Source organism: Phenylobacterium sp. (genome assembly GCF_030646615.1).
In the GTDB taxonomy this organism is placed as follows: domain Bacteria; phylum Pseudomonadota; class Alphaproteobacteria; order Caulobacterales; family Caulobacteraceae; genus Phenylobacterium.
The window spans coordinates 1-20,557 of sequence record NZ_JAUSLG010000039.1 but is presented as its reverse complement, the minus strand read 5'-3'; the positions used below and the strand labels follow the sequence as shown (position 1 = coordinate 20,557).

The 20,557-nt window shown below is 67.2% G+C and carries 20 protein-coding genes; 19 read left to right on the top strand and 1 reads right to left on the bottom strand.

Going from position 1 to position 20,557, the window contains the following annotated elements; all coding sequences use genetic code 11:
* Positions 1 to 36 precede the first annotated feature (36 nt).
* The 5 genes from mce to Q7S93_RS06655 all read left to right on the top strand — a co-directional run bounded on the left by mce (position 37) and on the right by Q7S93_RS06655 (position 4,290).
* Positions 37 to 459 carry a methylmalonyl-CoA epimerase gene (gene mce, locus Q7S93_RS06675; RefSeq protein ID WP_304712961.1) on the top strand — a complete coding sequence of 141 codons (423 nt, stop codon included), beginning with the start codon at positions 37 to 39 and terminating at the stop codon, positions 457 to 459.
* Positions 459 to 719, top strand: coding sequence for a DUF1467 family protein (locus Q7S93_RS06670; RefSeq protein WP_304712960.1), 261 nt, complete (start codon positions 459 to 461; stop codon positions 717 to 719). The genes mce and Q7S93_RS06670 overlap by 1 nt, the downstream gene beginning before the upstream one ends.
* A gap of 298 nt (positions 720 to 1,017) precedes the next feature.
* Positions 1,018 to 2,334 (top strand): proline--tRNA ligase, encoded by a 1,317-nt coding sequence (gene proS, locus Q7S93_RS06665; protein WP_304712959.1) that lies wholly within the window; start codon positions 1,018 to 1,020, stop codon positions 2,332 to 2,334.
* A gap of 35 nt (positions 2,335 to 2,369) precedes the next feature.
* Positions 2,370 to 3,605, top strand: a complete 1,236-nt coding sequence (locus tag Q7S93_RS06660) for a lipoprotein-releasing ABC transporter permease subunit (RefSeq protein WP_304712967.1) — start codon at positions 2,370 to 2,372, stop codon at positions 3,603 to 3,605.
* Positions 3,598 to 4,290, top strand: coding sequence for an ABC transporter ATP-binding protein (locus Q7S93_RS06655; RefSeq protein ID WP_304712958.1), 693 nt, complete (start codon positions 3,598 to 3,600; stop codon positions 4,288 to 4,290). Before Q7S93_RS06660 ends, Q7S93_RS06655 begins: the two co-directional genes overlap by 8 nt.
* Positions 4,291 to 4,337: 47 nt before the next feature.
* Here Q7S93_RS06655 and Q7S93_RS06650 read toward each other — a convergent pair whose 3' ends face one another.
* Complete coding sequence (locus tag Q7S93_RS06650; protein WP_304712957.1) at positions 4,338 to 4,775, bottom strand: VOC family protein; 438 nt, start codon at positions 4,773 to 4,775, stop codon at positions 4,338 to 4,340.
* A gap of 93 nt (positions 4,776 to 4,868) precedes the next feature.
* On the opposite strand from Q7S93_RS06650, the gene sidA reads away from it, so the two are divergent.
* The 14 genes from sidA to fabZ all read left to right on the top strand — a co-directional run bounded on the left by sidA (position 4,869) and on the right by fabZ (position 20,534).
* Positions 4,869 to 4,961, top strand: coding sequence for a cell division inhibitor SidA (sidA, locus tag Q7S93_RS06645; RefSeq protein WP_300579390.1), 93 nt, complete (start codon positions 4,869 to 4,871; stop codon positions 4,959 to 4,961).
* A 36-nt stretch (positions 4,962 to 4,997) separates the two neighbouring features.
* Entirely contained in the window at positions 4,998 to 8,441 is a 3,444-nt protein-coding gene (gene dnaE, locus Q7S93_RS06640; protein WP_304712956.1) for a DNA polymerase III subunit alpha, read from the top strand.
* 193 nt (positions 8,442 to 8,634) lie between these two features.
* Positions 8,635 to 9,462, top strand: a complete 828-nt coding sequence (gene rpsB / locus Q7S93_RS06635) for a 30S ribosomal protein S2 (RefSeq protein WP_304712955.1) — start codon at positions 8,635 to 8,637, stop codon at positions 9,460 to 9,462.
* Positions 9,463 to 9,566: 104 nt separating this feature from the next.
* Positions 9,567 to 10,502, top strand: coding sequence for a translation elongation factor Ts (tsf, locus tag Q7S93_RS06630; protein WP_304712954.1), 936 nt, complete (start codon positions 9,567 to 9,569; stop codon positions 10,500 to 10,502).
* 96 nt (positions 10,503 to 10,598) lie between these two features.
* Positions 10,599 to 11,324, top strand: a complete 726-nt coding sequence (pyrH, locus tag Q7S93_RS06625; RefSeq protein ID WP_304712953.1) for a UMP kinase — start codon at positions 10,599 to 10,601, stop codon at positions 11,322 to 11,324.
* A 44-nt stretch (positions 11,325 to 11,368) separates the two neighbouring features.
* Positions 11,369 to 11,935, top strand: coding sequence for a ribosome recycling factor (gene frr / locus Q7S93_RS06620; protein ID WP_304712952.1), 567 nt, complete (start codon positions 11,369 to 11,371; stop codon positions 11,933 to 11,935).
* A 37-nt stretch (positions 11,936 to 11,972) separates the two neighbouring features.
* Positions 11,973 to 12,749 (top strand): polyprenyl diphosphate synthase, encoded by a 777-nt coding sequence (gene uppS, locus Q7S93_RS06615; RefSeq protein WP_304712951.1) that lies wholly within the window; start codon positions 11,973 to 11,975, stop codon positions 12,747 to 12,749.
* Positions 12,727 to 13,545, top strand: a complete 819-nt coding sequence (locus Q7S93_RS06610; RefSeq protein ID WP_304712950.1) for a phosphatidate cytidylyltransferase — start codon at positions 12,727 to 12,729, stop codon at positions 13,543 to 13,545. The genes uppS and Q7S93_RS06610 overlap by 23 nt, the downstream gene beginning before the upstream one ends.
* Positions 13,542 to 14,747 carry a 1-deoxy-D-xylulose-5-phosphate reductoisomerase gene (gene dxr / locus Q7S93_RS06605; protein ID WP_304712949.1) on the top strand — a complete coding sequence of 402 codons (1,206 nt, stop codon included), beginning with the start codon at positions 13,542 to 13,544 and terminating at the stop codon, positions 14,745 to 14,747. Before Q7S93_RS06610 ends, dxr begins: the two co-directional genes overlap by 4 nt.
* Positions 14,748 to 14,771: 24 nt before the next feature.
* Positions 14,772 to 15,989, top strand: a complete 1,218-nt coding sequence (locus Q7S93_RS06600) for a M50 family metallopeptidase (protein ID WP_304712948.1) — start codon at positions 14,772 to 14,774, stop codon at positions 15,987 to 15,989.
* Between the two features lie 30 nt (positions 15,990 to 16,019).
* The gene (gene bamA, locus Q7S93_RS06595; RefSeq protein WP_304712947.1) at positions 16,020 to 18,374 is read left to right on the top strand and encodes an outer membrane protein assembly factor BamA; all 2,355 of its coding nucleotides are present in this window, start codon (positions 16,020 to 16,022) and stop codon (positions 18,372 to 18,374) included.
* 4 nt (positions 18,375 to 18,378) lie between these two features.
* On the top strand, positions 18,379 to 18,996 hold the full coding sequence (locus Q7S93_RS06590; protein ID WP_304712946.1) for an OmpH family outer membrane protein: 618 nt from the start codon (positions 18,379 to 18,381) through the stop codon (positions 18,994 to 18,996).
* A gap of 42 nt (positions 18,997 to 19,038) precedes the next feature.
* Complete coding sequence (gene lpxD, locus Q7S93_RS06585; RefSeq protein ID WP_304712945.1) at positions 19,039 to 20,061, top strand: UDP-3-O-(3-hydroxymyristoyl)glucosamine N-acyltransferase; 1,023 nt, start codon at positions 19,039 to 19,041, stop codon at positions 20,059 to 20,061.
* Positions 20,058 to 20,534: a 3-hydroxyacyl-ACP dehydratase FabZ gene (fabZ, locus tag Q7S93_RS06580; protein ID WP_304712944.1), complete on the top strand. Its 477-nt coding sequence runs from the start codon at positions 20,058 to 20,060 to the stop codon at positions 20,532 to 20,534. Before lpxD ends, fabZ begins: the two co-directional genes overlap by 4 nt.
* The last annotated feature ends 23 nt before the right edge of the window (positions 20,535 to 20,557 follow it).

Here is a 20,557-nt window from a genome sequence, read left to right as displayed (position 1 = left end):
TTCGCGCCCTAGGGGCAGGGGGCGTATACCGGCTTCATGATCGGGAAACTGAACCATGTGGGGGTCGCCACCCCCTCCATCGACGACGCCGTGCGGATGTATCGCGACGTGCTGGGCGCCACCTCCATCACCGAGAAATGGGCGATGGAGGAGCAGGGGGTCTGGGTCTGCTTCGTCAACCTGCCCAATTCGCAGATCGAGCTGATCGAACCCCTGGGCGAGGATTCCCCGCTCAAGGGCTTCCTGGCCAAGAACCCGGCCGGCGGCCAGCATCACATCTGCTTCGAGGTCGAGGACATCCTGGCCGCCCGCGACGAGATGCGGGCCAAGGGCGCCACCGTGCTGGGCACGGGCGAGCCGAGGATCGGCGCCCACGGGACGCCGGTGATCTTCGTCCACCCCAAGGCCATGGGCGGCGTACTTGTCGAACTCATGGAAACGCCGAAGGAGGCCCACTGATGGGTGTGACGACCGGGATTGCGACCTATCTGATCATCTGGTGGGTGGTGCTGTTCGCCGTCCTGCCGCTGGGCACCATCAGCCACGCCGAAGCCGGCATCGACAAGGGCGACGGCGGCGATCCCGGCGCGCCGGTGGACCCCAAGCTCAAGCGCAAGTTCATCACCACCACCTGGGTCTCGGCCGTCGTCTTTGTCATCGTCTGGGCGGTGATCTTGTCGGGCGTCATTCCCATGCCCACGGGGCCGTCGAACTTCTAGGCCTGCTGCTGGCGCCCAGGCCTTGCGCGGCCCGCGGCCGCAACGCCTGCAAATTGGGCGAACACGGCGCCTCTTTCCAGCTGACGCCCGAGATGCGCGCGCCTCCGATGTTACAGGGGTTACAACGGTCTCAGCCAAGCGGCGTCGCCGGCTTGCGTAGCGTTTTCCCCGATGACCAACTTGGAGGCCGCCCGCCTTGCGCCGGCGGCCTTCTTTTCGACGCTTCGATTGCCAAGGTCAGACGCTCAGGGCTAATCAGGGCCTATTCCGAAGAGTCTGGTACGAAGGCCCCGAACGCATGCGTCTTTCGCGTTATTTCATTCCTACGCTGCGTGAGGCGCCCTCCGACGCCCAGATCGCCTCGCATCAGCTGATGCTGCGCGCCGGAATGATCCGTCAGGAAGCGGCGGGCATCTATGCCTGGCTGCCGCTCGGCCTCCGCGTCCTGAAGAAGATCGAGCAGATCGTCCGCGAGGAAATGGACCGGGCCGGCGCCATCGAGGTGCTGATGCCCACCCTGCAACTGGCCGACCTTTGGCGCGAGAGTGGGCGCTATGACGACTATGGCGACGAGATGCTGCGCATCACCGACCGCCATGAGCGCGACCTGCTCTATGGGCCGACCGCCGAAGAGGTGATCACCGAGATCTTCCGGGCCCATGTGAAGAGCTACAAGGACCTGCCGAAGAACTTCTACAACATCCAGTGGAAGTTCCGCGACGAGCGCCGCCCCCGGTTCGGGGTGATGCGCGGGAGGGAGTTCCTGATGAAGGACGCCTATTCCTTCGACATCGATGAGGCCGCCGCCCGCCGGTCCTACAACCGCATGTTCGTGGCCTATCTGAACACCTTCGCCCGCCTGGGCCTGAAGGCCGTGCCCATGCGCGCCGATCCCGGCCCTATCGGCGGCGATCTGAGCCACGAGTTCATCATCCTGGCCGAGACCGGCGAAAGCCAGGTCTTCTGCCACCGCGACCTGGTGGAAATGCCGCCCCCTGGCGACGTCGACTGGGACGGCGACCTGCAGCCCATCGTCGACCAGCGCACCGCCCTCTATGCAGCCACCGAGGACATGCACGAACAGGCGCGGTTTGAGTCCGAAGTCGCCGAGTCCGACCGCCTGTCGGCCCGGGGGATCGAGGTCGGCCACATCTTCTATTTCGGCGAGAAGTACTCCAAGCCCATGCGCGCCGTGGTCACCGGCCCCGATGGCCAGGAGCGGCCGATCCATGGCGGCTCCTACGGCGTCGGCGTCTCCCGCCTGGTGGGCGGCATCATCGAGGCCAGCCATGACGAGGCCGGCATCGTCTGGCCGGAGTCCGTGGCGCCCTTCGGCGTGGCGGTGATCAACCTGCGGCCTGGCGACGCGGCCGTGGATCTGGCCTGCGAGCAGGCCTATGGCGCCCTGCGCGACGCCGGCAAGGATCCGCTGCTGGACGATACCGACGAGCGGCCCGGCGCCAAGTTCGCCGCCATGGACCTGATCGGCGTGCCCTGGCAGCTGATCATCGGCCCCAAGGGCGTCGCCGAGGGCAAGGTCGAGATCAAGCGCCGCGCCACCGGCGAACGCCAGTCCCTGCCGCTGGAAGACGCGCTCAAGGCGATCATCACGTGAGCGGTGTGGCGCCGCCCTTCGGGCGCTGGGAGCGGATGCTCGCCGGGCGATACCTGCGCGCCAAGCGCAGCCAGGGTGGCGTGGCGCTGATCTCGATCATCTCCTTTGTCGGCATCATGCTGGCCGTGGCGGTGCTGATCATCGTCATGTCGGTGATGAACGGCTTCCGCACAGAACTGCTCGACCGCACCCTGGGCTTCAACGGCCATGTCTTCGTCTCCGGCGGTTCGCTCTATGACCCTGAGGTGCGCACCCTGGCCGGCGAGATCACCGCCCTGGACGGCGTGACCCAGGCCGCCCCCCTGATCGAGGCCCAGGCCATGGCCCTGGGGCAGGGCCAGATCAGCGGCGCCGTGGTCCGCGGCATCACTGAGGAAGATCTGCGCCGCACCGAGATCGTCTCGGGCAACATCGTCCGCGGCTCCCTCGATGGCTTTGGCGAGGGTGAATATGGCGGTGACCTGGTGCTGATCGGCGACCGGCTGGCCGAGACCCTCGGCGTCGGCCCCGGCGACCCGCTCACCCTGATCTCGCCGAGCGGCGGGGCGACGGCCTTCGGCTATACGCCGCAGCGCAAGACCTACACGGTCGGCGGGACCTTCAGCGTCGGCATGAGCGAGTACGACCAGCTCTTCATCTATATGCCCCTGGAGCAGGCCCAGCTGTTCTTCGCCCGCGAGGGCATGGTCGATGTGGTGGAGATCCGGCTGGCCGATCCCGACCGGGCGCCGGCCATGAAGGCGGCCATCGCCGAACTGGCCGGACCCGTCGCCATCGTCACCGACTGGACCCAGCGGAACGCCAGCTTCTGGAACGCGCTGAAGATCGAGCGCAGCGTCATGCGCCTGATCCTCATGCTGATCGTGGCCATCGCGGCCATGAACATCATTTCGGGCCTGGTCATGCTGGTGAAGAACAAGGGCCGCGACATCGCCATCCTGCGCACCATGGGCGCCGGCCGCGGGGCGATCCTGCGCATCTTCTTCATGGCCGGCGCCTCGGTGGGCGCTCTCGGCACGGTCGTGGGCCTGGTGCTCGGCGTATTGTTCTGTCTGTTCATCGGCCCCATCCAGAACTTCGTGGAATGGGTCACGGGCGCCGAGGTGTTCAGCTCCGACATCTATTATCTGGCCCACATCCCCGCCAAGGTGGACGCCGTCGAGGTGATGATCGTGGTGGGCTGGGCGTTGGCCGTCTCATTCCTCGCCACCCTGCCGCCGGCCCTGCGGGCCTCCCGTCTCGATCCGGTGGAAGCCCTTCGCTATGAGTGACACCCCCATCCTGTCCGTCCGCGGCCTGGAGCGGACCTATGTCACCGGCGATCGCCGCCTGACGGTGCTGCAGGGCGTCGATATCGACGTGTCGCCCGGCGAGATCGTCGGCCTGATCGGGCCTTCAGGGTCAGGCAAGTCGTCGCTCCTGCATGCGGCGGGCCTGCTGGAGCGCCCCAACGGCGGCGTGATCCTGATCGATGGCCGCGATTGCTCGGCCCTGAATGAGCGGGCGCGCACCCGGGTGCGGCTGGCCTCCATCGGCTTCGTCTACCAGTTCCACCACCTGCTGGCCGAGTTCAGCGCCCTGGACAATGTGGCCCTGCCGCTGATGATCGCCGGCGAAAGCCATGAGGCCGCGCGGGCCAGGGCAGGCGTCCTGTTGGGCCAGCTGGGTCTTGGCGAGCGTGTGGACCACCAGCCGGCCCAGATGTCAGGCGGCGAACAGCAGCGGGTGGCCATCGCCCGGGCGCTGGCGAACCGGCCGCGGCTGCTGCTGGCCGACGAGCCCACCGGCAATCTCGATCCCAACACCTCGGCCGAGGTGTTCGCCAGCCTCTATGAACTGGTTCGCGAGACCGGGGTGGCCGCGCTGATCGCCACCCACAATCTCGAGCTCGCCCGTCACATGGACCGCGTCCTGGCGCTCAAGGACGGCCATCTCGAGCCGCAGTCGATCTTCTAGAGCGTTTTCCCGATAAGTGCGCCGCGGCTATCGGATCGAGAAATGCTCTAACCCTGGGTTTCATCGGCCTGGAAGGTGGTCGAGCCGTCCGCGCCGATGATGGAGCCTGGGTTGTGGGCGACCTCCCACACATGGCCGTCGAGATCGGCGAAATAGCCGGAATAGCCGCCCCAGAAGACGGGTTCGGGCGGCTTGAGCGCCTTGGCGCCGGCCGCCAGCGCCTGGGCGAATATGGCGTCCACCTCCTCGCGGGACCGGCCATTGATGGCGATGGTGACGCCGCTGAATCGCCCGTCGATGGGATGCTGGGCGTCTTTCGCCAAGGCCTCGCGGCCGAACAGACCCAGGGCAAGGCCCGGCAATTGATAGAAGCACACGCTCTCCTGCGCGCTGACGGGGGTCCACCCGAGGCCGGCCTCGTAGAAGGCGCGGGCCCGTGGGAGATCGTCCACGCCAAGCGTGATCAGGCTGATGCGTTGGTCCATGGGGCGGCTCCGAGAGGTTGTTCACAGGCAGGTTGACGAGGAGAACAAAACCAGAATAAGAACATATATGGAACATCCACAAGGGGCTGCGTGATGATCATTCTTCTGGCGCGGGAATCGCTGGCATTTGTCGCTGTGGCGAGCTTCGTAGGTATGGTCTGTCAGTTCGCGTTTCTGGTCGGCTGACGGGGCAGGGCCATGGCTCGCGTGTCGGAGGCTCGAATGCAACAGCAGCACGATGGCGGGTTCGTGCACCTTCGGGTGCGCTCAGCCTATTCGCTGCTGGAAGGCGCGATCAAGGCTGACGCGGTCGGCGCCCTGGCCGCCGCCCATGACATGCCCGCCGTCGCCCTGACGGACCGGACCAACCTCTATGGGGCGCTGGAGTTCTCCGTCGCCACCCAGGGACAGGGCGTCCAGCCCATCGTCGGCTGCGCCCTTGCGGTGACCGGCATTGGCGATCGCCAGCCGGAAAAGTGGGCGCGGACGCCGACCCTCGTGCTCCTGGCCCAGAGCGAGGCGGGCTATCTCAACCTGTCGCGCCTGTCCTCCATGGCCTATATCGACAGCGTCGGCGGCGTCGAGGAGCCGGCGGTGGCCTGGGCCAAGGTGGTCGAGCACGCCGAGGGGCTGATCCTGCTGTCGGGCGGCTGGGATGGGCCCGTCGATCCTCTGATGGCGGCCGGTAAGGTGGCCGAGGGGCGCGCGGCCCTGGACGAAATGCTGCGGGTCTTCGGTGACCGCTTCTATGTGGAGCTTCAGCGTCACGGCCTGTCGGCCCAGGCCCTGGCCGAACCCGAACTGGTGGCCTTCGCCTATGAGCGCGACGTGCCCCTGGTGGCCACCAACGACGCCTATTTCGCCAAGCAGGATATGCATCTGGCCCATGATGCGCTGCTGTGCATCGCCGACGGCGCCTTTGTCGGCCAGGATGAGCGCCGGCGGGTGAGCCAGGAGCACTGGTTCAAGCCGGCGGCGGACATGCGCGCCCTGTTCGCCGACCTGCCGGAGGCCTGCGACAACACCCTCGATATCGCCAGGCGCTGCGCCTTCATGGTCCGCAAGCGAGATCCGATCCTGCCGCGCTTCCCCACCGAGGGGGACCGCACCGAGGCCGACGAGCTGGCCCATCAGGCCCGCGAAGGCCTCAAGGGCCGGATCGCCCGCGGCCAGGCCAGCCATGCCCCGGAGGCGGAGTATTTCGAGCGGCTGGAGCGGGAGATCGGGGTCATCACCCAGATGGGTTTCCCCGGCTACTTCCTGATCGTTGCGGACTTCATCAAATGGGCCAAGGCCCACGACATTCCGGTGGGACCGGGACGGGGGTCGGGGGCTGGCTCGCTGGTGGCCTATTCCCTGACCATCACCGACCTGGACCCCCTGCGCTATGGCCTGCTGTTCGAGCGGTTCCTGAACCCGGAACGGGTGTCCATGCCCGACTTCGACATCGACTTCTGCCAGGACCGGCGGGAAGAGGTGATCAGCTACGTCCAGCAGCGCTATGGCCGAGACCGGGTGGCGCAGATCATCACCTTCGGCACCCTGCAGGCCCGCGCCGTGCTGCGCGATGTCGGCCGGGTGCTCCAGTTGCCGCTGGGCCAGGTGGACCGGCTCGCCAAGATGGTGCCGGCCAATCCGGCCAATCCGGTGACGCTGGCCAAGGCCATTGAGATCGAGCCGCGGCTGCGGGCGGCCCGGGACGAGGACGAGGCGGTGTCGCGCCTGCTGGACGTCGCCCTGAAGCTCGAGGGTCTTTATCGCAACGCCTCGACCCACGCGGCCGGCGTGGTGATCTCCGACCGCCCCCTGACCGAGCTGACCCCCCTCTATCAGGATCCTCGCTCGGACCTGCCCGCCACCCAGTTCAACATGAAGTGGGTGGAAAGCGCCGGCCTGGTGAAGTTCGACTTCCTGGGGCTCAAGACCCTGACGGTGATCGACAAGGCGCTGAAGTTCATGGATCAGCGGGGCGCCCGCGTGGACATGGGCGTGCTGCCGGTGGACGACGCCAAGTCCTATGAGCTGATGTCGGCGGGGCACACGGTGGGGGTGTTCCAGATGGAAGGCCAGGGGATGCGCGACACCCTGCGCCAGCTGCGCCCCAATTCCATCGAAGACGTCACCGCCGTCGGCGCCCTCTATCGGCCGGGCCCGATGGACAACATCCCAGCCTTCGTGGACTGCAAGTTCGGCCGGCGGACCATCGACTACCTGCATCCGTCCCTGGAGCCGGTCCTCAAGGAGACCTACGGGATCATCGTCTACCAGGAACAGGTGATGCAGATCGCCCAGATCCTGGCGGGCTACTCCCTTGGCGCCGCCGACCTTCTGCGCCGGGCCATGGGCAAGAAGAAGAAGGACGAGATGGCCGAGCAGAAGGCCATGTTCGTCGCCGGCGCCTCGGCCCGCGGGGTGCCGGAAAGCCAGGCGGCCTCGATCTTCGAGCTGGTGGACAAGTTCGCGGGCTATGGCTTCAACAAGAGCCACGCGGCGGCCTATGCGGTGGTTTCCTACCAGACGGCCTGGCTCAAGGCGAACGCGCCGGTGGAGTTCTTCGCCGCCTCCATGAGTCTGGATATCGCCAACACCGACAAGCTGGCGGTCTTCTACCAGGACGCCAAGCGGTTCGGCGTGAAGGTCCGGGCGCCGGACATCAACGCCTCGGGCGCCGACTTCGAGGTCGAGGCCGGTGAGGTGCTCTACGCCCTGGGCGGCATCCGCAATGTCGGCCTGGCGGCCATGGAGCACGTGGTCGAGACCCGGCGTGAGGGTGGTCCCTTCCGCGACATCTTCGACTTCGTCGAGCGGGTGGATCCGCGCCAAGTGAACAAGCGGACCTTCGAGACCCTGGCGCGGGCCGGGGCCTTCGACTCCATCCATCCCAACCGGGCCCAGCTGGCGGCGGCGGCCGACAGCCTGATCGCCTACGCCCAGAGCATGGCCGCCGACCGCGCCTCGGCCCAGGCGAGCCTGTTCGGCGGCGACCAGGCGGGCGTTGGTCGGCCCCGCATGCCGCGGGCCGACATGTGGACGCCGGTGGAGCGCCTGGACGAGGAGCTTTCGGCCGTCGGCTTCTATCTCTCGGGCCACCCTCTGGAAGACATGGTGCCGGCCCTGCGTCGCCGCCGCACCGAGCTTCTGACCGATGTCATCGTCCGGGCTGAGGCCGGCGCGGAGGTGTTCCGCATGGCCGGGGTCGTGCGGCGCAAGCAGGAGCGGGCCTCCCAGTCCAGCGGCGAGAAGTTCGCCTTCGTCACGCTCTCTGACCCTACGGGGGAGTACGAGGTGCTGTTTCCGCCAGAATCCCTGCGCCGCTGCCGCGACGTGCTGGAGCCGGGCCGGGCGGTCTCCATCAAGGTCCGGGCCAAGGCCCGGGACGGGGAGGTGCGGTTCTTCGGCGACGACGCCGAGCCGGTGGAAAAGGCGATCGAGAACGCCGTGGCCGGCCTGCGGGTCCACCTGGCGCCCCGGAGCGCCGAGATCGACGCCCTGAAGCGACGGCTGGAAAGCGCGGCCAACAGCCGGGGCGGGGAGATCATCCTGACAGCGCCGGTCGAGGGGGGCCGCGAGGTGGAGATGAAGCTGCCTGGCCGCTTCACCCTGGACGGGTCGGTGCGCGGCGCCCTGAAGACCTCCCCTGGCGTTCTCTATGTGGAGGACATCTGAGGCCGGGCCGGCTTACGCATGTTTCGCCAAACCGCGCATCAGGCTTGCTTTTTCCCGCATCTGGGCCTATCTCGCGGCCCATCACACACGCAGGCGTTCGGCGACCGACGGGGAGACATCCCAGAGGTTTCCGTTCCGGGCTCCCAAAAGGGGTTTTGGCTTGCGGAGGCATACCGGAAAAAGGAGCCATTCAATGGCGCTGCCCGACTTCACCATGCGTCAGCTTTTGGAAGCTGGCGCCCACTTCGGTCACCAGACCCACCGCTGGAACCCGAAGAGGGAGCGCTACATCTTCGGCGCTCGCTCGAACATCCACATCATCGACCTGTCGCAGACCATCCCGCTGCTGCACCAGGCCCTGGTCAAGGCCCGCGACGTGGCCGCCGGCGGCGGTCGTATCCTGTTCGTGGGCACCAAGCGCCAGGCGTCCGATCCCGTGGCGACGGCGGCCAAGCGCTGCGCCCAGTATTATGTGAATCACCGCTGGCTGGGCGGCACGCTCACCAACTGGCGCACCGTGTCGGGCTCGATCGCCCGCCTGCGCGAGCTGGAGGGTCTGCTGGAAGGCGAAGGCGTCGGCCGCGGCAAGAAGGAGCTGCTGCAGCTCACCCGTGAGCGGGACAAGCTCGAACTGTCCCTGGGCGGCATCAAGGACATGGGCGGTATCCCCGACCTGATGTTCGTGATCGACACCAACAAGGAAGCGATCGCCATCCAGGAAGCCCGGAAGCTCAACATTCCGGTGATCTCGATCCTGGACACCAACTGCGATCCGGCCGGCATCACCTATCCGATCCCGGGCAATGACGACGCCGCCCGCGCGCTGCAGCTCTATTGCGACCTGATGGCCGACGCCATCCTCGACGGCCTCACCGCCGGCCAGATCGCTTCAGGCGTGGATCTGGGCGCCTCGGAAACGCCGATGGAGCCGGTCCTGGCCCAGACGGCCGCCGCCGAGGCACCGGCCGCTCCGGCTGAAGCCGCTGCGCCCGTCGAAGGCGAGCCCGCCGCTCAATCGTAATCCGCCACGCCCCGGTCCCGGGGCGCGGACGTTGCGATATCAAACTGTGACGGCTGGGCTCCATATGTGGCCCAGCCGTTGATTCTAACCGAAGGAGCCGACCCATGGCGGAAATCACCGCTGCGCTGGTCAAGGAACTGCGCGAGAAGTCTGGCGCAGGCATGATGGACTGCAAGAAGGCCTTGCAGGAAACCGGCGGCGACGTCGAGGCGGCCATGGATTGGCTGCGCACCAAGGGCCTGTCCAAGGCCGCCAAGAAGTCTGATCGCGCCGCCGCCGAAGGCCTCGTGGCCGCGGCCGTGCGCAAGGACGGCGCCGGCATGACCGGCGTGCTGGCCGAGCTGAACGCCGAGACCGACTTCGTCGCCCGCAACGAGCTCTTCCAGAATGCGGCCAAGGACGTGGCCCTGGTGGCCCTGGATGTCGAGGGCGTGGAGGCGATTTCCGCGGCCAAGACCGCCAAGGGCGAGGTGGTCTCCGACGTGATCACCAACCTGATCGCGACCATTGGCGAGAACATGATGCTGCGCCGCGCCGCCCGCCTGAGCGTGCCGGCTGGCGCCGTCGCCAGCTATGTCCACGCTGCCGCCGCCCCGGACCTTGGCCGCATCGGCGTGCTGGTGGCCCTGGAAGGCGCCGGCGACCAGGCCAAGCTGCAGGAGGTCGGTCGCAAGATCGCCATGCACGTGGCGGCCACCAACCCGCTGTCGCTGTCCACCGACGACCTCGACCCGGAGGCGGTGGAGCGCGAAAAGGCGATCTTCACCGAGCAGGCCCTCGCCTCGGGCAAGCCCGCCGGCGTGGTCGAGAAGATGGTCGAGGGCCGGATCCGGAAGTTCTACGAGGAAGTGGTCCTGCTGAAGCAGGCCTTCGTGATGAACCCCGACCAGACCATCGAGCAGCTGATCGCCGAGCTTGCCAAGGAAACGGGCGCGCCCGTGACCATGAAGGGCTTCGTACGCTTCGGTCTGGGTGAAGGCGTCGAGAAGAAGGTCGACGACTTCGCCGCGGAGGTGGCCCAACTGAGCGGTCAGGCGTAGAACCTCACGCAACCACAACGTGGGGGCGCGGGCGCGTTCGACGCGCGCCGCGCCCTTGCGTTATCTTGCTTGAGTCAGATTCGGAAAGCTTCGCCGATGCCCGAGACCCTTCCCACCCTTCGTTACAAGCGGATCCTGCTCAAGGTGTCGGGCGAGGTCCTGATGGGAGAGCAGGGCTTCGGCATCGACCCCAACACCCTTGAAGCTGTGGCCGAGGATATCGCCGAGGTCGTCAGCCACGGGGTCGAACTCTGCCTGGTGATCGGCGGAGGCAACATCTTCCGCGGCGTCTCCCTGGCCGGCAAGGGGATGGAGCGCTCCAGCGCCGACTATATGGGCATGCTGGCCACGGTGATGAACGCCCTGGCCCTGCAGGGCGCCCTGGAAAAGGTCGGGGTCTTCACCCGGGTCCAGTCAGCCATTCCCATGGACGCTGTCTGCGAGCCCTATATTCGCCGCCGCGCCATGCGGCACCTGGAAAAGGGCCGGGTGGTGATCTTCGCCGCCGGCCTCGGCGCGCCCTTCTTCACCACCGACACCCCAGCGGCCCTGCGTTCGGCCGAGATGGGCTGCGAGGCCCTGTTCAAAGGCACCAGCGTCGACGGGGTCTACACGGCCGACCCCAAGAAGGCGCCTGACGCCGTCCGCTACGAAACGCTCAGCTATCACGATGTGCTGGCCCAGGACCTGCGGGTCATGGACGCCTCCGCCATTGCGTTGATGCGCGACAACCAGATCCCGATCGTGGTGTTTTCGATCCGCGAACGGGGCAACTTCCTGAAGGTGCTGAAGGGCCAGGGCGTCTTTACGACGATCGCCTGAACCCCTCGCGCCCCCCACGTCCAGACTACGATTGGAGGAGCCCCATGGCCGCCGCAGAGAAGCCGGTTCTTGCGAGTTACAAAGATCGCATGGACAAGGCCGTCATCGCGTTGAAGGAAGAGTTCGCCTCCCTGCGCACGGGCCGGGCCTCGGCCGGGCTCCTCGACCAGGTGATGGTCGACGCCTATGGCTCCACCGTGCCGATCAGCCAGGTGGCCGCCGTCAGCGTGCCTGAGCCGCGAATGCTGACCGTCAGCGTCTGGGACAAGGGCGTCGCCGTCTCGGTGGAGAAGGCGATCCGGAACTCAGGCCTGGGCCTCAACCCCGTGGTCGATGGCCAGACCCTGCGCATCCCGATCCCGCCGTTGACCGAAGAGCGCCGCAAGGACCTGGTGAAGGTCGCCGGCAAGTACGCCGAGCAGCAGAAGGTGGCCGTGCGCAACATCCGTCGCGACGCCAATGACGACCTGAAGCGCGCGGAAAAGGACGGCGTCATCAGCCAGGACGAGCAGAAGCGCATGGAGGGCGAGGTCCAGAAGTTCACCGATGAGGCGGTGAAGCGGGTGGACGAAGCCTTGAAAGTCAAAGAACAAGAGATCATGCAGGTTTGATCGTCGGTCTGGCGGCAAAGGACGCACGAGGAACCCCATGGCCCGCAGCCCCGAGCCGAACGCCGCCGCGCCGGTCGCCGAAACCTCGGCGGGCGAGGGCCTGCACGTGGCCCTGGTCATGGATGGCAACGGCCGCTGGGCCAAGCGCCGGGGCCTGCCGCGTAGCCTGGGCCACCGGGCGGGCGTGGAGGCCCTGAAGCGGACGGTGGCCGCCGCGCCAGAGTTCAACATCCGCCACCTGACGGTTTTCGGCTTCTCCACAGAGAACTGGAGCCGGCCGGCCACGGAGGTGGCTGAGCTGATGGCTCTGCCGCGTCGCTATTTCGAAAGCGATCTCGGCCGGCTGGAGCGGGAAGGCGTCCGCGTCCGGGTGATCGGGCGTCGCCAGGGGCTGAACCCCGACCTGATCGAGATCATCGAGGAGGCCGAGCGGCGCACGGCCGGCAATGACAGCTTCTTCCTGCAGGTGGCCTTCAACTATGGCGGTCAGGCCGACCTGACCGATGGCGCCCGGCGCTTCGCCGAGGATGTGGCCGCCGGCCGGCTTTCCCCTGCGGATCTGAACGAGGCGCGGTTCGCCGCCTATCTCTCCACCTCCGCCGCCCCGCCGCCGGATCTGATCGTGCGGCCGTCCGGGGAGCAGCGTCTCTCGAACTTCCTCTTGTGGGAGGCGGCCTATTCCGAACTCGTCTTCCAGGACGTGCTATGGCCCGACTATGGTCCTGAGCACCTCAAGGCCGCCATCGCCGAGTATCGCACCCGCGACCGGCGCTATGGCGGCGCCGTGGCTGATGACGCCCTTGCCGCCGGCTAAACAGTTCGACTGGTCCAATCTCGCGATCCGCGCAGCCTCGGCCCTGGTGCTGGTGCCAGCGACGGTGGCGGCTGTGTGGTTCGGCGCCTGGCCCTTCCTGCTGCTGATCTCGGTCGGCGTGGCGCTCCTCGCCATCGAGTGGGCGGGGATGACCGCGCCCAAGGCCCCGATCCGGGTGCTGAGCGCGGTGCTGGTGGGGGTGCTCGCCGGGGTCTTCCTGATCTATCTGCGCTATGTGCCCCTGGCCTGGGCGGCCATGGCCCTTGGGGCGGCGGTCGCGGCCTTTATCGCCCGGCGGGTGGCTGAGCGACCGGCCGACGCCGCGTTCGGGGTGGTCTATATCGGCGTTCCCTGCCTGGCCCTGGTCTGGCTCCGGGGCACGCCTGATGGCGCCCTCTGGGTGCTGGTGCTGTTCGCCGTCACCTGGGCGGCCGATATCGCCGCCTTCCTGGTGGGCAGCGTGCTGAAGGGGCCAAAGCTCTGGCCGCGGTTTTCCCCCAACAAGACCTGGTCCGGGTTCGTCGGCGGCTTGGCGGCGGCCACCTGCGCCGGCGCCCTCTGCTCCACCCTGTTTGGCGAGGTCATGGGGCCGGTGACCGGCGCGGTGATCGGCTTCACCGGCGGCCTGGCCACCATGGGGGGCGACCTCTGGGAGTCCATGCTCAAGCGGCGTTTCGGCGTGAAGGACTCCGGCGACCTCATTCCTGGCCATGGCGGCCTTCTCGACCGGGTGGACGGACTGATGTTCGCCGTCCTCGTGGTGGCCCTGGCCCGTCTTGCGGAGTTTTTCACATGAACGCGCCAGCCGGCCTGCCGCGCAAGGTGACCGTCCTCGGCGCCACGGGCTCGGTGGGCATGTCCACCCTGGACCTTTTCGAGCAGGCTGAGGTCGAGGTCGAGGTGGTGGGTCTGACGGGCGGCCGCAATGTGGCGCGCCTGGCTGAGCAGGCCCTCAAATGGCGTCCCGCGCTTGCGGTCATCGAGGACGAACAGGGCCTGGCCGAACTGCGCGACCGGCTCAGGGGTTCTGGGATCGAAGCCGCCGCGGGCGCAGGCGCCATCGCCGACCTGGCGGCGGCCGACGCCCAGTGGGTGATGTCGGCCATTGTCGGGTTCGCGGGCCTGGCCCCGACCCTGGCGGCGGCCAGGTCGGGGGCCATTGTCGCCCTGGCCAACAAGGAGAGCCTGGTCTGCGGCGGACCTGGCCTGCTGCGCACCGCCAAACTGGCGGGCGGCGTCGTGATCCCGGTGGATTCGGAACACTCGGCCATCTTCCAGGTGTTTGATTCGCGGGCCACGGCTCAGGTCACCCGGGTGATCCTGACATCGTCCGGCGGGCCTTTCCGCACCTGGACCAAGGCCCAGATGGCGCATGCGACCCCTGAGCAGGCCGTCGCCCATCCGAATTTTAGTATGGGCGCCAAGATTTCGGTCGATTCCGCGTCCATGATGAACAAAGGGCTCGAAATCATCGAGGCCGCCTACCTGTTCGCCATGCCGCCGGAGCGCCTTGAGGTCTTGATCCACCACCAGCAGATCATCCACTCCATGGTGGAATATGCCGATGGCTCGACCCTGGCGCAGCTGGGGCCGCCGGACATGCGCGCGCCGATCGCCTGCGCCTTCGCCTGGCCCGACCGCCTGCCGTGGCCGGCGCCCAAGCTCGACCTGGTGGCCTCCGGACCTCTGACCTTCGAAGCCCCGGACCTCTCCCGCTTCCCGGCGCTCAGCCTGGCCAAGGCCGCGCTCGCCGCCGGCGGGGCCGCGCCTGGGGCGCTGAATGCGGCCAATGAGGTGGCCGTCGCCGCCTTCCTTGACCGAAAGATCGGCTTTCTCGATATTGCCGCCACCGTGTCGGAGACCCTGGAGCGCATGGAGCGCGATGGGGACCTGGTCGGGGGGGCGAACGGCGACGCACTTGAAACGGCCCGGGAAACGGATGCAGCGGCCCGGCGCATCGCCTCGGCCGTCACGGCTGCGTTTTCCGGCGCACGCTAGGCCCTTAGGAGCAGCCCCCACCCGATGTTCGGCTTCCTGCAGACCGCACTGACCTACATCATCCCGTTCCTCCTGGTCCTGACCGTGGTCGTCACGATCCACGAGCTGGGCCACTATTGGGCGGCCCGGGCCTGCCGCGTGGCCATCGACCAGTTCTCGATCGGGTTCGGCCGCAAGATCTTCGGCTGGCGCGACCGCCAGGGCGTCGAATGGCGGGTCGGCTGGATTCCGTTGGGGGGCTACGTCAAGTTCTCCGGCGACGAGAACGCCGCCAGCGTCCCAGACCACGAGAACCTGGAGGCCCTGCGGCAGAGGATCGAGACCGAGCAGGGCAGGGGGGCGGCTGACCGCTACTTCCACTTCAAGCCGGTGTGGCAGCGCGCCTTCATCACCGCGGCTGGGCCGATCGCCAATTTCGTCCTGGCTATCGTGCTGTTCGCCTTCCTGCTGATGACCGTGGGCGAGACCGTCCTGCCGGCCCGGGTCGCCGGGGTTGAGGCAGGCAGCGCCGCCCAGCGCGCCGGCTTCATGGTCGACGACGTGGTCGTGGAGGCCAATGGCCAGCAGATCGACAACTTCTTCGACCTGCAGCAGATCATCGCCGTCCGGTCCCAGGCGCCGACCACCTTCGTTGTCGACCGCGGCGGCCAGAGGGTGCGGCTCACCGCCACGCCGGAGCGGCGGGTGGTTTCAGACCGCATGGGCGGCGAGCAGAAGATCGGCGTGCTGGGGATCGCCAGTCCTGCTGGGGCGACCGATCGCACCGTGCGACGTTATGGCCCGCTGGAGGCGGTTGTCGCCGGGACCGAGCGGACCTGGCGGGTGTTGAGTACGACGGTCTATTATCTCGGACGGGTGGTCACCGGCCGCGAAAGCGCCGACCAGCTCGGCGGCCCCCTGAGAATCGCCCAGGCCTCGGGCCAGGTGGCGCAGTCGGGCGCCCAGGGCGCGCCGGACGCGGGCTCGATGCTGCTGGGCAGCGCTGTGGCGCTGCTGGGGCTTACCGCGGTGCTGTCGGTGGGGATCGGGTTCATGAACCTGCTGCCGGTGCCGGTCCTGGATGGGGGGCACCTGGTCTTCTACGCCTATGAAGCCGTGGCCCGCCGCCCTCTTGCCGCCAAGGTTCAGGCGGCAGGATACCGGGTGGGCCTTGCGCTCCTGCTCGGTTTGATGTTGTTCGCCACCTGGAACGATCTGCAGCAACTGCGCGTGTTCAAATTTCTTGGCGGCCTGGTTTCCTAGGCTCGCCTTCCTCCCTTTACGGCTGATCAGATGCAAAGATCTCGCGCTCGTGGCGCTGCGTTCGCTTCCGGCTTCGCCCTGCTGCTCGCCTCGACGGCCCTGACCGCGCCGACGGCGGCTGTGGCCCAGGTCCAGTCGCAGGTGGCGCAGCGTATCGTCGTCCAAGGCAATGAGCGGATCGAGCAGGCGACGGTCCTGTCCTACCTGCCCATCCAGCCCGGCGACCAGGTGGACGCCGAACAGCTCGACCTGGCGCTGAAGGCCCTCTACCGCACCGACCTGTTCGCCGACGTGCGGATCAGCGCCGTCGCCGGCGAGATCATCGTGGAAGTGGTCGAAAACCCGATCATCAACCGGGTGATCTTCGAGGGGAACAAGGGTCTCAAGGAAGACAAGCTGCGCGACGAGGTCACCCTGCGGCCCCGCAGCATCTTCACCCGCGCCCGGGTGCAGCAGGACGTCCAGCGGATCGTAGAACTCTATCGACGCTCGGGCCGGATCTCGGCGGATGTGGAGCCGAAGATCGTCGAACTGCCGCAGAAGCGCGTGGACGTGATCTTCGAGATCAATGAGGGCGCCAAGAGCGGCGTCCTGCGCACCAACTTCCTGGGCAATGTCGAATTCTCCGACAACGATCTGCGCGACGTCGTCGTGACGGAGCAGAGCGCCTGGTACAAGCTGTTCAGCAGCAACGCCAACTACGATCCCGACCGTCTGGAATACGACAGGGAGAAGCTGCGCGAACACTACCGCAACCGCGGCTTCTATGATTTCCGCGTCGTCTCTGCGGTCGCTGAGCTCGCCCCGGACAAGAACGGCTTCGTCATCACCTATACGATCGACGAAGGCCCCGAATACCGGTTTGGCAAGGTCGAGGTGCAGACCGAGCTCGAGCGCCTGAACAAGGAGACCCTGGTCCAGATCCTGCCGATCCAGCAAGGCCAGATCTATCAGGATGAACGGATCGAGCAGGCCACCGACACCCTGACCTTCGCCGCCGGCGCCGCGGGCTTCGCCTTTGTCGATGTGCGGCCGCGCTATACGCCCAATCGCGAAACCCGCACGGTGGACGTGACCTTCGCCGTCGATGAGGGGCCGCGGGTCTATGTCGATCGCATCGACATCATCGGCAACACCCGGACCCTGGACTATGTGGTTCGCCGCGAGATGAACCTGGTTGAGGGCGACGCCTATAACCGCGTCCTGGTCGATCGTTCGCGCAACCAGATTCGCGCGCTCGGCTTCTTCGAGAACGTGGCGATCGAGGAGACCCCGGGCAGCGCTCCGGACCGCACCAATCTTCAGGTCCAGGTGACGGAGCAGCCCACGGGCGAGCTGTCCTTCAGCGCCGGCTATTCCTCGGTGGACCAGCTGATCCTCGATCTGGGCGTCACCGAGCGGAACTTCCGCGGTCGCGGCCAGAACGTGCGCGCCCGGGTTTCCGTGGGCTCCCTGCGCCAGCAGGTGGACTTCTCGTTCACCGAGCCGCGCTTCCTGGGGCGCGACCTCGGCGCGGGCCTCGACCTCTATTCCTACCGCTATGACCTGACCGATTATTCGGCCTACCGCACCAACACGATCGGCAGCGGCGTCCGGCTGGGCTTCCCCCTGACTCTGAATTCCCGGGCCTCCCTGCGCTACACCCTGCGCCGGGACGAGGTGGAAATCCCGGCCTCCTATTGCGATCCCTCCGCGCCCATCGTCTCGATCTCCCTCTGCCAGCAGCGGGGGGCCTATACGACCTCGCTCGTGGGCTACGGGGTGCGTCTCGACATGCGGAACGACCCGATCAATCCGACCCGCGGCTTCTACACGGCCCTCAACCAGGACCTGGCCGGGGTCGGCGGCGACGTGAACTATCTGAAGACCGAGGTCGAGGGCGGTTGGTACTATGGCTTCTCGCCGAGCTTCATCCTCAGCGCCACGGGCTCGGCCGGCTATGTGGACGGCTGGAGCGGCGATACGGTCAGGATCAACGACCGCTTCTACAAGGGCGGCAACAGCTTCCGCGGCTTTGAGACCGCCGGTATCGGCCCGCGTGACCTGAACGCCAGCCGTTCCGACGCCCTCGGCGGTAAGGCCTACGCCATCGGCAATGTGGAGCTGACCGTCCCGACCTTCCTGCCCGAGCAATACGGGGTGAAGGCCGCCCTGTTCTCCGACTTCGGCGCCTTGGGTATGCTGGATGATGAGGATAAGCTGACCGTGGCCGGCGTCGTCGATCCCAACATCGTCGATGACATGTCCCTGCGGGCCTCGGCAGGCCTCAGCATCTTCTGGCGCTCGCCCATGGGCCCCATCCGCTTCGACTTCAGCCAAGTTTTGGCCAAAGAAGATTACGACAAGACGGAAACCTTCCGGTTCTCCACCTCAACGAGGTTCTGATTTCATGACGACCAAACCCCTTGCCGCCGGCTTCGCCGCCGCTGCGGCCCTCGCGCTTACGCTGTCGACGGGCGCTCACGCCCAACAGGCGGCCGCGCCTCAGGTCACGCATGGCGCGGCCATCACGGGGGTCTGCGTGATGTCCGTGGATGGCGCCATCGGCGCGTCCACCGTCGGCCAGTATGTCCAGACGCGGTTGCAGCAGATCGCCACCCAGGTGGAAGCCGAGCTGAAGGCCGAAGAAACGGCCATCACCACGGAAGCCCAGACCCTGGAGACCCAGCAAGCCACGCTGGGTCAGGACGCGTTCGAAACCCGTCGCGCCGCCCTGCAGGTCCGGGTCAATGCCTTCCAGCGCAAGGCCGCCCAACGCGAGCGCGAGCTGGCCATGACGCAGCAGAAGGCCCTGGCCCGCGTCGGCCAGGAGATGGAGCCCCTGATCCGCGACGTCTATCAGCAGCGTCAGTGCTCCATGCTGGTGAATCGCGACGCCCTCCTGCTGGCCAATCCGCAGATGGATGTCACCCAACCGCTGGTCACCGCCCTGAACGCCAAGATCACGCAGTTTGCTTTCGACCGCGAACGGCTGGACCAGCCGGCCGCGGGCGCCCAGACTAGATAATCGAACGACTCGCCAAGGGGCGCGGGTCGCGCCTGGAATCCTATGCCTGACCCGCGCTTCTTCGAGGACCTCGGTCCCAAAACGCTTTCCGATCTCGCCCAGCTGGTCGGTGCGGAGCTTCGCACGCCGCGCGACGGCGCTCGTCAAATTCGGTCCGTGGCGATCCTCGACCGCGCCGAGGCTGACAGCATCACCTTCCTCTCCGACCGACGGCGCAAGGCAGACCTTCTGGCGGGCCGGGCCGGCGCCTGCTTCCTCCATCCCAGCCTGGCCGAGGCTGCGCCGGAGGGATGCGCGATCCTGCTGACCCCATCCCCCCAGGCGGCCTACGCGCTGGCGGCCCAGGCCCTGCACCGGCCACGGATCAACACCGCCGAGACCTTCATCTCGCCCAGCGCCGGAATTGAACCTGGGGCGCGAATCGCCCCGGGCGCGGTCGTCGGCGATGGCGCTCAGGTCGGCGCAGGGACCGTGATCGGTTCCGGCGCGGTCATCGGCCCGGGCGTCGCCATCGGCCGCGATTGCGAGATTGGTCCCCGTGCGGTGATCGGCTTCGCCCTGGTCGGCGACCGGGTGCGAATCTATGCCGGCGCGGTGATCGGCGAGGCGGGCTTCGGCGCCACACCGGGACCGACGGGGCTCATCGACATCCCTCAGCTGGGCCGGGTGATCATCCAGGACGGGGTGACGATCGGGGCGGGCACCTGCATCGATCGCGGGGCCTTCGAGGACACTGTCATCGGCGAGAATACGAAGATCGACAACCTGGTGCAGATCGCCCACAACGTCCGCGTCGGGCGCAACTGCGTCATGGCGGCCCACACCGGCATCTCCGGCAGCGTGACGATCGGTGACGGCGCTCAGTTCGGCGGCAGGGCCGGTGTGGCCGACCATCTGGACATCGGCCAAGGCGCCCGCGTGGCGGCCGGCGCCGGGGTCATGAAAGATATTCCTCCAGGTGAAACCTGGGGCGGCGTGCCGGCGCGGCCGGTAAGGACATGGATGCGCGAGACCGCCTGGCTGTCGAAGATGGCCCAGCGCCGCGGAGAAGGAGCAGGCGCATGAGCCGCAAAGCGCCGGTGAACGAAAACCCGACCGAAATCGACATTTCCGAAGTCCTTCGGCGAATTCCTCACCGCTATCCCTTCCTGCTTGTGGACCGGGCCGAGGAATACAAGCCGAGCGAGTCCATCGTCGGCATCAAGTGCGTGACCTTCAACGAGCCGTTCTTCGCCGGCCATTTTCCCGAATATCCGGTAATGCCGGGCGTACTGATCGTCGAGGCCCTGGCCCAGACCGGCGCGATCATGATGTCCAAGTCGATGGACGTGGATATCACCAACATGGTCATCTACTTCATGTCCATCGATGGAGTGCGGTTCCGCAGTCCGGTGCGGCCGGGCGATGTGCTGCACATGCATGTCGAGGTCACCAAGGTTCGGGGCGACATCTTCAAATTCCAGGGCAAGGCCAAGGTGAACGGCAAGGTCTGCGCCGAAGCCGAGTTCGCCGCCATGAAGGCGGACGTCAGCAAGTGACGACCATCCACCCCACCGCCATC